This window comes from Nocardia sp. NPDC050717 (assembly GCF_040654275.1).
GTDB lineage: Bacteria > Actinomycetota > Actinomycetes > Mycobacteriales > Mycobacteriaceae > Nocardia.
This window is the reverse complement of sequence record NZ_JBFAHR010000020.1, coordinates 53667-65291: the sequence shown is the minus strand read 5'-3', so window position 1 is coordinate 65291 and position 11625 is coordinate 53667. Positions and strand designations below refer to the sequence as shown.

The 11625-nt window shown below is 71.8% G+C and carries 12 protein-coding genes and 1 other RNA gene; 8 read left to right on the top strand and 5 right to left on the bottom strand.

The features are described from left to right. The first annotated feature begins 44 nt into the window (after positions 1-44). Positions 45-1307, top strand: a complete 1263-nt coding sequence (gene cobC, locus AB0H56_RS28800) for an Rv2231c family pyridoxal phosphate-dependent protein CobC (protein ID WP_357168949.1) — start codon at positions 45-47, stop codon at positions 1305-1307. A 30-nt stretch (positions 1308-1337) separates the two neighbouring features. Beyond that, positions 1338-2453 carry a Nif3-like dinuclear metal center hexameric protein gene (locus tag AB0H56_RS28795; protein ID WP_357168947.1) on the top strand — a complete coding sequence of 372 codons (1116 nt, stop codon included), beginning with the start codon at positions 1338-1340 and terminating at the stop codon, positions 2451-2453. Between the two features lie 9 nt (positions 2454-2462). On the opposite strand, the gene AB0H56_RS28790 is transcribed toward AB0H56_RS28795, so the two are convergent. Beyond that, complete coding sequence (locus AB0H56_RS28790) at positions 2463-3071, bottom strand: hypothetical protein (protein WP_357168945.1); 609 nt, start codon at positions 3069-3071, stop codon at positions 2463-2465. A 134-nt stretch (positions 3072-3205) separates the two neighbouring features. Here AB0H56_RS28790 and AB0H56_RS28785 point away from each other — a divergent pair, with 134 nt between their 5' ends. From AB0H56_RS28785 to AB0H56_RS28775, 3 genes are all read left to right on the top strand, one after another. Beyond that, entirely contained in the window at positions 3206-3943 is a 738-nt protein-coding gene (locus AB0H56_RS28785) for a C4-type zinc ribbon domain-containing protein (protein ID WP_110040261.1), read from the top strand. A gap of 16 nt (positions 3944-3959) precedes the next feature. After that, a complete protein-coding gene (locus tag AB0H56_RS28780; protein WP_357168942.1) occupies positions 3960-5165 on the top strand; it encodes a bifunctional RNase H/acid phosphatase in 1206 nt (401 codons plus the stop codon). Positions 5166-5301: 136 nt separating this feature from the next. After that, a complete protein-coding gene (locus AB0H56_RS28775; RefSeq protein WP_357168940.1) occupies positions 5302-5991 on the top strand; it encodes a S1 family peptidase in 690 nt (229 codons plus the stop codon). Positions 5992-6062: 71 nt separating this feature from the next. On the opposite strand, the gene AB0H56_RS28770 is transcribed toward AB0H56_RS28775, so the two are convergent. Further along, positions 6063-6614: an NUDIX hydrolase gene (locus AB0H56_RS28770; protein WP_357168938.1), complete on the bottom strand. Its 552-nt coding sequence runs from the start codon at positions 6612-6614 to the stop codon at positions 6063-6065. A 55-nt stretch (positions 6615-6669) separates the two neighbouring features. Next, positions 6670-7557, bottom strand: coding sequence for an alpha/beta fold hydrolase (locus AB0H56_RS28765; protein ID WP_357168936.1), 888 nt, complete (start codon positions 7555-7557; stop codon positions 6670-6672). 36 nt (positions 7558-7593) lie between these two features. Between AB0H56_RS28765 and rnpB the strand changes: the two genes are divergently transcribed. Next, positions 7594-7999, top strand: an RNA gene (gene rnpB / locus AB0H56_RS28760) — RNase P RNA component class A. A 62-nt stretch (positions 8000-8061) separates the two neighbouring features. On the opposite strand, the gene AB0H56_RS28755 is transcribed toward rnpB, so the two are convergent. Beyond that, positions 8062-8427: a hypothetical protein gene (locus tag AB0H56_RS28755; RefSeq protein WP_357168934.1), complete on the bottom strand. Its 366-nt coding sequence runs from the start codon at positions 8425-8427 to the stop codon at positions 8062-8064. Positions 8428-8830: 403 nt separating this feature from the next. Here AB0H56_RS28755 and AB0H56_RS28750 point away from each other — a divergent pair, with 403 nt between their 5' ends. Together AB0H56_RS28750 and AB0H56_RS28745 are read left to right on the top strand one after the other, a co-directional pair. Then, positions 8831-9163, top strand: a complete 333-nt coding sequence (locus AB0H56_RS28750) for a hypothetical protein (RefSeq protein WP_232997609.1) — start codon at positions 8831-8833, stop codon at positions 9161-9163. A gap of 20 nt (positions 9164-9183) precedes the next feature. After that, a complete protein-coding gene (locus tag AB0H56_RS28745) occupies positions 9184-10614 on the top strand; it encodes an RNB domain-containing ribonuclease (RefSeq protein WP_357168932.1) in 1431 nt (476 codons plus the stop codon). Positions 10615-10769: 155 nt separating this feature from the next. On the opposite strand, the gene AB0H56_RS28740 is transcribed toward AB0H56_RS28745, so the two are convergent. Then, complete coding sequence (locus AB0H56_RS28740; RefSeq protein ID WP_357168930.1) at positions 10770-11621, bottom strand: CHAD domain-containing protein; 852 nt, start codon at positions 11619-11621, stop codon at positions 10770-10772. Positions 11622-11625: the final 4 nt, after the last annotated feature.

The window sequence follows — 11625 nt, the reverse complement described above, 5'->3', positions numbered from 1 at the left end:
TGTCGCCCGTGCCGCCGAATCGCCGCCACGTAGGGTGTTCAGTTGTGTTCCAGGACTCCGTCGACCCCGCGATGCTGCGCCACCACGGCGACGTGGAGGCGCGGCCCGGAATGCTCGATTTCGCGGTGAACGTGCGCGGCCTCGCCCCGCCCGGCTGGTTGCGCGCGCGGCTGGCCGGGCGTCTCGACGACCTCGGCCGGTACCCGAGCGCGGAGGACGAGGCCGCCGCTCGCGCCGCCGTCGCCGCCCGCCACGGCCGCGCGCCCGAGGAAGTGCTGCTGCTGGCGGGCGCCGCCGAGGGCTTCGCCATGCTCCCGCGCCTGGCACCGCGCCTGGCCGCCGTCGTCCACCCGTCGTTCACCGAGCCCGAACTCGCCCTGCGTGAGGCGGGCGTGCCGGTGACCCGCGTGATCCTGGAACGGCCCTACACGCTCGACCCGACGCTGGTCCCCGAGGACGTGGACCTCGTGGTCCTCGGCAACCCCACCAATCCGACCTCGGTCCTGCACCCCGCCGCCACCATCGAGGCGCTGCGCCGGCCGGGCCGCCTCGTCGTCGTCGACGAAGCCTTCGTCGACGCGGTCGCCGATCCCGGCACGCTGACCGCGGCGCCCGGTCGTCCGGCCGGGTTCGCGCCGGCGATCGGTCGATCCGGACTCGCCGATCCCGCCGCTGCGGGCGGCCCGGCAACGCGATCCGGTGCCGCTGGTCCCTGGCCCACCATCCCGGCGTCCGCTGGTCCCGCCTCCGCTGGTGCCGTGTCCGCTGGTGGCGTGTCGGCCGGTGCCGCGTCCGCCGGGCCCCTGTCCCCGGCCGAGCCGGAGTCGCTGGCCGACTTGTCCGCCCCCGACGTGCTCGTGCTGCGCAGTCTCACCAAGACGTGGGCACTGGCCGGACTGCGCTGCGGGTACGCGCTCGGGGCACCGGAGGTGCTGGCCCGGCTGAGCCAGGGGCGGCCGCACTGGCCGCTAGGCACACTGCAGCTCGAGGCGATCATCGCGACCGCCGCGCCAGCGGCCGTGGCCGAGTCCCGGTGCGAGGCGGATCGGATCGCGGTCGAGCGGGCCGCGATGATCGAGCGCCTCACCGCCCTCGGCGTCGACGTGCACACCCCGGCGACGGGCCCGTTCCTGCTGCTCGCCGTGCGCGACGGCGCGCTCGTCCGTAAGCACCTGGCCGACCGCGGTATCGCCGTCCGGCGCGCCGACACGTTCCCCGGCCTCGGCCCCGACCACCTGCGGGTGGCGGTGCGCGGACCCGCCGAGGTCGACCGGCTGATCGAGGGCCTGCGGGCCGCGCTGTGGTGAAACCGACCAACGACAACGAAGGAGGCGGCGGTGCCTGACCTGGCCGAACTGATCGAGGTGCTCGACGCGGCGTACCCGCCGAAGCTGGCCGAATCGTGGGATTCGGTCGGGCTGGTGTGCGGTGACCCGGCGCAGGAGGTGACCAAGGTGGTTTTCGCCGTCGACGCCACCGCCGCCGTGGTCGACGAGGCGATCGAGTGGGGCGCCCAGGCGCTGGTCGTGCACCACCCGCTGCTGCTGCGCGGCGTCGACACCGTCGCCGCCGACACCCCCAAGGGCGCGCTGCTGCACCGGCTGATCCGCTCCGGCTGCGCGCTGTTCTCCGCGCACACCAACGCCGACTCCGCCGACCCCGGCGTCTCCGACGCGCTCGCCGCCGCCGTGGGCCTCACGGTGACCGGCCCACTCGACCCGAAACCCGTCGCCCCCGTGGACAAGTGGGTGATCCAGGTGCCGCGGACGCATACCGCCGCACTGATGTCGGCGTTGTTCACCGCCGGCGCGGGCGCGATCGGTGACTACCGGGAAGCAGCCTGGTACACGACCGGGACCGGGCAGTTCCGGCCGGTGCCCGGCGCGAACCCGGCGATCGGGGTGGTCGGCGAGGTGGAGACCGTCGCGGAGGACGCGGTCGAGGTCGTCGCGCCGCCGAGCTCGCGCCCCGCGGTCCTGGCGGCGCTGCGCGCGGCGCACCCCTACGAGCAACCGGCCTATCACGTCACCGAGCGCGCGTCCCTGCCGTCCTCGCTCGGCCTGGGCCGCATCGGTGAACTCGCGCGACCGGAGACCCTGCGCGAATTCACGGCGCGCGTCGGGGTCGGTCTGCCGCGCACCGTCTGGGGCGTGCGCGCCGCCGGCGATCCGGACCGCGTCATCGAGCGGGTGGCGGTCTGCGGCGGTGCGGGCGATTCCTATCTGAACGCGGCCGTCCGCGCAGGCGTCGACGCCTATCTCACCGCCGACCTGCGCCACCACCCCGTCGACGAGCACCTGCGCCGCGGCGGCCCCGCCCTCATCGACGCCGCGCACTGGGCCACCGAGTTCCCCTGGTGCGGCCAGGCCGAACAGCTCGTCCGGACCGCGCTGCCCGGCCTGAGCACCCGGGTCTCCGCCCTGCGCACCGATCCGTGGACGGTCACCGGCTGACCGGCCCGCTCACAGCCGCTGCGCCAGACCCGACCAGGCGCGGGCGAATTCCGGATGGGCACGCACGGTGAGCGACCCGGCGTCCGGCGATATCGCGGCCACCAGGTAGCGATCGAGACGGGCGAAGGCCGTGGGGCCGAGCAGCACGGCCAGGAACAGGATCACCACACCGGCGAGGCCGGTGAGCAGCGTGACGGCCGAGGGGTGGGCCACGTACAGCATCCCGCCGAGCAGCAACGGGAACAGACTGCCCACGTAGTAGACGATCAGTTTCTTGACGCGCGCGTCCGCCCGCGCCACACACCGTTCGCACTCCGGCCAGGTCGCTCGCACCAGCGCGGTGGGCTCGTTGCTGTGGGCGACCAGCTGGCCGAGCGCCGCCCCCTTGACCATCTCGTACAGGAGGCGGCCCATGCCCTCCTGCCGGTACGAGCCCGGCTTGCCCCAGAATCGCAGGTACTCCTCCTTCGGCCCGGTCGCCGGTAGTCCGTGCGCCGGGCAGACCGGGGGGAGCGCGGTCGCCAGGGTGAGCTGGAGTTGCCGCTCCTCGGCGAAGCGGTCGAATCGGTGCGGCCGCAGCGGCAGAACCAGGTCGGTGGGGGAATGTGCCTCGGTCATACCGGGTTGGACGCACCGCGACCCCGATCGGTTCCCGCCCGTGCCCGGGTCTTCGGGTCATGGCATGCGGGACCCCCGCGGCGCGGTACGGTTGATCAACCCATCCGTCCACAGTGTTCAGGAGTTCGTGCGCGTTGAATGTCGAACCGTCGGTCCAGTCCAAGCTGCTCCAGCTCGCCGCTGTCGATGCCGAGTTGACGCGGATCGCGCACCGCAGGAACGCGCTGCCCGAGCAGCAGGAGGTGACGCGCCTGGCGGCCGAACGCAACGGCTACAAGGACGCCGCCGTCGCCGTGGAGATCGGCATCGACGATCTGGATCGCGACATCCGCAAGCTCGAGGGTGAGGTCGAGGCCGTCCGCAAGCGCGAGGACCGCGACCGCGGCATGCTCACCGCGGGCACCGTCGCCGCCAAGCAGCTCGCCGAACTCCAGCACGAGCTGGGCAGCCTGGAACGGCGCCGCTCGGTGCTCGAGGACGAACTGCTGACCGTGATGGAGCAGCGCGAGGCGATGGCCGCCGACCACGATCACGCGGGTGCCCGGCTCAGCAAGGCCGAACAGGACCTGGCCGACGCCGAACGCCTGCGCGACGAGGCGATGGCCGATCTCGACGTCGCCCAGCAGCGCTGCGACACCGACCGGGCGGGCCTGCTCGGCCTGTTCCCCGGCGAGCTGCTCGCGATCTACGACAAGCAGCGCGCCGCGCACGGCGTCGGCGCCGCCCTGCTGCAGGCCCGTCGCTGTGGCGCCTGCCGGATCGAGATCGACCGCGGCGAGATGCAGCGCATCGCCAAGGCCGCGCCCGACGCGGTCCTGCGCTGCCCCGAATGCGGCGCGATCATGGTGCGCACCAAGGAATCCGGGCTGTGATCGACGCGGTGCGCCGATGACCGAGGTGATCGTCGAGGCCGACGGCGGCTCGCGTGGCAACCCCGGCCCGGCCGGCTACGGCGCCGTCGTCTTCGACGCCGACCACGCGCGGGTGCTCGCCGAACGCAAGGAATACCTGGGCGTCACCACCAACAATGTCGCCGAATACCGCGGTCTCATCGCGGGTTTGGCGGCTTCGGCCGAACTCGGTGCCACGGTCGTCGCGGTGCGGATGGACTCCAAACTCGTCGTCGAGCAGATGTCGGGGCGCTGGAAGGTCAAGCACCCGTCGATGATTCCGCTCGTCGAGCAGGCGCGGTCCCTCGTCGCAGGCTTCGACCGGGTGAGTTTCACCTGGATCCCGCGTGCCGAGAACTCCCATGCCGACCGGCTGGCCAACGAAGCCATGGACGACGGCGATCTCGTCAGCACGGTGCGCGAGGCCGTCGCCGCCGGGCACGCCCCCGGTGACCAGGTGACCGTGGCCGCCACGGGCGAGGCCGAGGTGGGCTCCGGGGGAGCGGAACAGGCCGAGAGCGATCCGGCGCTCAACGGCGGTGCCGCGCAGCGTGTTCCGTCCAGCGCGCCCGGCTGGACCGGCGCGCTCGGCAGGCCGACGCGGCTGTTGCTGCTGCGCCACGGCCAGACCGAACTGTCGATCGAGCGCCGCTATTCGGGGCGCGGCAACCCACCGCTCACCGATCTCGGCCGCCAGCAGGCCGAGCGCGCCGCGAAAATGCTTGCCGCCAAGGGTGATATCGCCGCGGTCGTCACCTCACCACTGCAGCGCGCCCGCGCCACCGCCGAGGCCGCCGCCGCGGCGCTCGACGTGCCGTTGCGCGTCCTGGACGGCCTCATCGAGACCGATTTCGGCGACTGGGAGGGTCTCACCTTCGCCGAGGCCGCCCAGCGCGATCCGCAGCTGCACACCGACTGGCTCGGCGACTCCTCGATTCCCGCGCCGGGCGGAGAGAGCTTCGACCAGGTACGCGAGCGGGTGGAGAGCGTGCGGCGGGATCTGGTCGCGCTGTATCCGGGGCAGAACATCGTCGTGGTCAGCCACGTCACCCCGATCAAGACGCTGCTGCAGCTGGCGCTCGGTGTCGGCCCGTCGCTGCTGTACCGGCTGCACCTGGATCTGGCCTCGCTGTGCATCGCCGAGTTCTATCCCGACGGCGGCGCCTCGGTCCGCCTCGTCAACGACGTTTCGTATCTGAGCTAGGCGGGTGTCGCCGGGGCGCGGTACGGTCGCCCAGGTTCGCGGTTCGGCGTAACGACGACGCCCCGGCGCCCGAAAGGTTCTCGGGCGTGCGGAATGCCGCGGCCATCGAGAAAGGTACTTGATGAGGTTTCTACGGATGGCGGCGTTCGCGGCGGCCATCGCGGGGGCGCTCACCGCGTCCGCTGGTGCGGGCAGCGTGTCGGCCGAACCGAGCGTGGTGCTCGGCGCGGCCTCGGGCATCGTCTTCGACAACAACTCCGGTTGCTCGCTGACCGCCATCGGCCACGACAGCGCGGGCAGGCTGGTCGGCCTGACCGCGGGCCACTGCGCGCCGACCGGCGCCAGGGTGGGGGCCGAGCAGGCGCTGCAGGCGGGTGTGATCGGCACCGTCGCCTTCTCCGACGACGGCGAGTACCTCGACTTCGCGGTGCTGCAGCTGGACGCGTCGAAGGTCGTTCCGGTTCGTACCGTCGGCCAGACCACCGTCGCGGGCATCGGCGAGCCGCCCGCCCCTGGCGCCACGGTGTGCTCGGACGGGCGCACCAGCGGTCGCAGCTGCGGCGTGGTGTGGGGTGAGCTCGAAGGCACCTCGATCAACCAGTACTGCTCGCAGCCGGGCGATTCCGGTGGTCCGGTCGTCGTCGGCGATCGTCTGGTCGGCATGAACCAGGGCAGGCTCACCGGCCTCGGCCCGGTCGACTTCGACTTCCCGTGCACCAACGGCGCCAACCCGCTGCATTCGCCCGCCTACTTCCAGCCCATCGGGGTGATCCTCGAGGTGCTGAACCGGGCGGGTGGCGTCGGCGCAGGCTTCCAGCCCCTCTGATCCGCCGCTCGACCACACAGGGGCGCGACACCGGCTCGGGTGTCGCGCCCCTGTGCGTGCGCGCCTGCTGATCACGACATGCCGAGGCCGCGCTCGTGCATGAGGAGCAGGCCGTAGCCCGCGACGGCGTGGGCGTCGATGATCTCGCCGCGCAGGATCATCGCCTCGAACCGGGCACGGGAGAACCAGGCGGTACGCATGTCCTGTTCCTCCGGCTCGCGCTGTGGCTCACCGGGTGTGAGGTCGGTGGCCAGGAAGCAGTGTCCGCGCTGACTGGTCGAGGCGGGCGCGGTCGCCAGGACGCCGAGCGGGGTCATCCGTCCGGCCCGCAGCCCCGTCTCCTCGCGCAACTCGTTGTGCGCCAGCTCCACCGGCGACGGCGCCGTGCCCTGCGGTGGCGTGCCCGCGGGGAACTCCCAGTAGCGTTCGCCCAGCGGGTACCGGAACTGCTCGACGAGGTGGAATCCCTCCCCGTCGAACGGGATCACCATCGCCCAGTCGACCTTGTCGACCACGGCGTAGATGCCGACGGAACCGTCGGTGCGGCGAATCGTGTCCTCCCGCAGCCGCATCCACGGATTGGTGTAGATCGTGCGCGAGCTGAGCTGTTCCATGGCTTCCATGGTGCCCCAACCACCCCGGGCGGCAGGCCGGATCGGGCGCCGGGGCACCGGCCCGTCACGGGCGCAACACGGAGACCAGGAAGTCGGTCTGGTCCCGCACGACCTGCTCGAACACGTCGTCGAAGTACACGTCGAAGTGGCCGACCGGGTACTGCTTGACCACGGCGTGCTTGGTGCGCTCGGCGGCCTTGCGGGTCGGCGCGGCGGGCGCCACCGAGTCGTTCTCGGCGATCGCGTAGAACACCGGCACCTTCAGCGCCTTCGCCCGGCGGCCCGGCGAATCGAACAGCGTCGAGAACGCCACCCGCGCACCGACCTTCGGCCGATAGGTGTCGCTCTCCTCGGCGAGCCTGCCGAAACCCTCCGGCACGTCGGCCGCGCTCATCAGGGCCGCGGCGCGTTTGCGCCCGGCCAGCCGGATCCGCACCGGTTCGCGCCGCAGCGGGCCGAACAGCAGGTCGGTCGCGGCGATCGTGCTGACCTTGGTCAGGCTGATCGGGCCCTTCGCCATCGCCGAGGCCCAGCCGCTGGTGAACGGCACCTGCGCGACGACCGCGGCGAGATAGTCGTCGTCGGGCGCCACCGACAACACGTGGCCGCCGCCGAAGGACGTGCCCCACAACGCGATCCGCGTGGCGTCGAAGCCGCGGATGCTGCGCGCGTACGCGATCGCCGCCTTCCAGTCCGCGCGCTGCCGGGCGATGTTGAGCACCTGCCGCGGCGCCCCCTCGCTGGCCCCGAAATGCCGGTAGTCGAACGCCAGCACCCCCATTCCCGCCGCGACGAACCGCCGCGCATACCGATCCAACCCCATCTCGCGGGTGGCCCCCAGCCCGTGCCCCATGATCACCAACGGTCGCGGCCGGGGAGCACCGTCGGGCAGATAGAGCCACGCAGCGCACTGCTGCTCACCCGAGGGGAAACTGACGTCGACACGTTCCATGAGTGACAAAGGTACCGAGTATCCTGTACGAGCGGACGAGTCGGCCGGGCGACCGCGGTGACGGGAACGGGCACTATGGTGTCGCTGCCCGGTGCCGAGGAAAGTCCGGACTCCACAGAGCAGGGCGGTTGTTAACGGCAACCCGGGGTGACCCGCGGGACAGTGCCACAGAAAACAGACCGCCGCACAGCACGTGCGGTAAGGGTGAAACGGTGCGGTAAGAGCGCACCAGCGCCCCGGGTGACCGGGGCGGCTCGGTAAACCCCGCCCGGAGCAAGGTCGAAGGTCGCACCTCGCGGTGCGGCTGCGCAGGTGTTCGAGGGCTGCTCGCCCGAGCCTGCGGGTGGACCGCTCGAGGCACCCGGCGACGGTGTGTCCAGATGGATGGTCGCCCCCCGGTGCGAACCGGGGACAGGATCCGGCTTACAGGCCGGCTCGTCCGCGCGCGAGCGACGAAAGCGGCGGTCCCCCAGGGGAACCGCCGCTTTCGTCGCGCCGCGGGGCTCAGCACATCAGCTTGACCGTCTCGTAGATCGTCTTCGCCTCGTCGTTGGTGGCGGTGGTCGCGCCGTTCTTGGAGTACGTGACGACCGCGGCCACGGTGTCGGCCTCGGACTTGCCCGCCTTGATGTCGCTGCAGGTCAGGTTCAAGACGTTGGCGACCGCCGCGTCGTCACGGCCTTCGGCCAGCTTCGGGAAGGCGTTGCGGTAACTCACCACGAACATGCCCGCCTTGGTGGCGTCCACCTTGGTGGCGGGGGCGGCGGTGGTCGAGGTGGCGGGGGAAGCCGAGGAATCCTCGCCGCAGCCTGCCAGAAGCAGGGCGAAGACGGTGGCGCTGGCCGCGATGGCGGCGGTTGTTCTACTCACGGAGCGGGATGCTAGCGCCCCAGAAAACAAGTCGCCCCCCGTGAGGTGAACGGGAGGCGACAGGTGCTCGATCGAACCGGGGCGTTACTGGGGGTTGATCACGAGCATCTGGGCCCAGTACGAGGCCGCGTCAGGACCGAGAATCGGCAAGAGGTAATCGAAAATCAGCGACGACATGCGTTCGGAACTCCCATTTATCGACGTCGGTGCCACACCGCCCGGCGTATGCCGGGAGTGCCGCCGCCACAGTAACAATTGCGGCCCGAGGCGTGTCGAGTCGGTGAATATGCGCGGGAAGTCGCCGGGAACGTGATCGAGGTCATAGAGTGTTCGCCGTCGGCAGGGCTCGAGGCCACGGTTGCGGGCCCACACACATTCGATCCCGGAAGCAGGTCTTATTTACATGCGGGTAGTTCGTTCCATTGTCGCCGGTGCGCTGATCGCCGGAGCCGCCGCCGTGCTCTCGTCCCTGGGCGCCGGATCGGCGAATGCGGTCGCGGTGACCCCGCTCGCGGGTGGGGTCCAGGTCGACCTCAGCCCGGCCGATACCGCCTGGGTGCACCAGACCCGGTTCGGTCTGACCGTCGCCGGTCTGCCGCATCCGTCGGCGGCCTCGTTCGGTCAGGCGCTCGACGCGGCGGCGACCGTGTCGACCGCGGTGCCCAACGGTCGGGTCACCTTCACCGTGTACGGCCCGCTCGATCAGCTCAACGGCACCATGCTGGCGCTGCAGTAGGCACTCGCTACCCTGCGAGGATGGAACTCCATCAGCGGATCGTCTCGGCGCCGGTCGACTTCGGCGCCATCCGTTCCGAATTCGGGCTGGCCTCGGACTATCCGGCCGAGGCCGTCTCGAATGCCCGCGACGCGGTCGACGCGTTCGCGGGCACCCGGGTCGACCGGACCGATATCGAGTTCGTCACCATCGACCCGCCCAGCGCCATGGATCTGGACCAGGCGCTGCATCTCGAACGCACGCCGACCGGATTCACCCTGCACTACGCGATCGCCGATCTCGGCGCCGTGATCGTGCCCGGCAGCGCGCTCGCCCGCGAATCCGAATCCCGCGGCCAGACCTTCTACCTGCCCGACGGCACCGTCCCGCTGCACCCGACCGTGTTGTCCGAGGGCACCGCCAGCCTGCTGCCCGGTGTCGACCGGCCCGCCGCGCTGTGGACCATCGAACTCGACGACACCGCGGCCCCGCTCGCCTTCTCGGTGACGCGCGCGCTCGTGCGCTCCCGCGAACGCTTCGACTACGCCCAGGTGCAGGCCGCCGCCGACGCGGGCGCCCTGCACCCCTCGCTGGCCGCGCTGCCCGAGTTCGGCCGCCTGCGGATCGAGGTGGGGCTCGACCGCGGCGCGATCTCGCTGCGCCTGCCCTCCCAGGACGTGGTGCGCGACGGCGACAAGTGGCGCCTCGAACTCGAACCACGCACCGCCGCCGACGACTGGAACGAACAGGTCTCGCTGCTCACCGGCATGTGCGCGGCGCGGATCATGCTCGAGCACAGGGGAACTCCGCTCGGCCTGCTGCGCACCATGCCCCCGCCGCCGGATTCCGCCATCGCCTCGATGCGGCGCACGGCCGCGGCGCTCGACGTCGACTGGCCCGCCGACGTGCCGGTCGGGCGGATGCTGGCCGGGCTCGATCCCAACACCCCGGCCGCCCTGGTGCTGATGTCGGAGGCGACGAGCCTGTTGCGCGGCGCGAGCTACACGCTGCTCGGCGAGCTCACCGACCCGACCGAGGACCAGCTGACCCACAGCGCCATCGGCGCGCCGTACGCCCATGTCACCGCGCCACTGCGCCGCCTCGCCGACCGCTTCACCACCGAGATCTGCCTGGCCTACTGCGCGGGCACGGAGGTCCCCGGCTGGGTCGCCGACGGCCTCGCGGCTGCCGCGGACACCCTGCGCCGCACGGACTCGGTGGCCAACAAGGTCGACCGCGCCTGCGTCGACCTCACCGAGGCGACCGTCCTGACCCCGCGCGTCGGCACCGATTTCGACGCCCTGGTCCTGCGTGAGGCCAACGGCTCCCGCGGGGCCGAGATCTTCGTCGTCGAGCCGCCGATCCTGGCCAGGTGCACCGGCAAACCCCCGGAGGGCGAACACGTCCCGGTCCGCCTCGTCACCGCCGACACCGTCACCCGCACCATCGAGTTCGCCTACCCCGCGAACTGACCACACTCCGCGGACGAGCGGCCGTCGACTCCTCTTCGGGGACAGTGCCTTTCGCTGGAGTCTCACACATCGTGCGGCGCACGACCAAGCCTCGCGCCGCCGGTGACCAGGGCAGGGCGGCGCGTCGCCGCGGTGGCCGTTGCGCGCGGGCCGGTTCAGTCGGCGGTGGAGACCAGGGCCGCGGCCGCGGGATAGCGGGCCAGGGCTCGGCCCGCCGCGGCTTCCTCGGTGTCGGCGAGGAGTTCGTAGAGGGTGGCGGTGGGGCCGTGCGCGGTGGCGGCGACCGCCATGATGTGCTCGCGGGATTCGACGGCGTCGCGGTGGTCACCGAGGACGCTCTGCAGGCGTTTGGCGCGGGTACCCAGGTCGGTGGCGGCAGCGCCGAGGACCTCGCCCGCCGCCTCGCAGGAATACCGTAACCGCTTGGCGCCCTTGCGGATATCGTGCAGCAGCTCCACCCGCTCGGCCGGGGCCGACGTGGGCTCGGCGAAGATCATCTTGCGCAACCGCTTGCGGTCGCGGCGCAGGACGTGCTCGAACACCGGACGGGCCTTCTCGCGCGCCTGCTCGGGATCGAGCGGGGCCGCGGTCCGCCAGGTCTCGAGCGTCTCGGCGAGGTGGCGGTAGCGCATGCTGTCGAGTTCGGTGAGCACGATCTCGTGCGCCCGGGAGTAGGCGTTGCGCGACGCGCCGACCAGCGCCGCGGTCACCTCCTCGGGGACCTCGTCGTGCGCTGCGAGCAACTCGCGGAACCGGTCCGCGCGTACCTCCGCGTCGCGGGCCACCCCGAGCAGATCGGCCAGCCACTTCAGCTCGGTGACGGTCGCGGCCGCCTGATGGGCGTCGAAGGCGTCGCGATAGGACCGCAGCACGCTGCGCAGGCGGCGGGTGGCCACCCGCATCTGGTGCACCGAGTCGTCCGCGTCGGCGCGCACGTCCGGTTCGGCGGCCAGCAGCCGGTCGATGTCCTCACGCAGTGCCGCGACGACGGCTTTTCCGGCCTTCATGAAC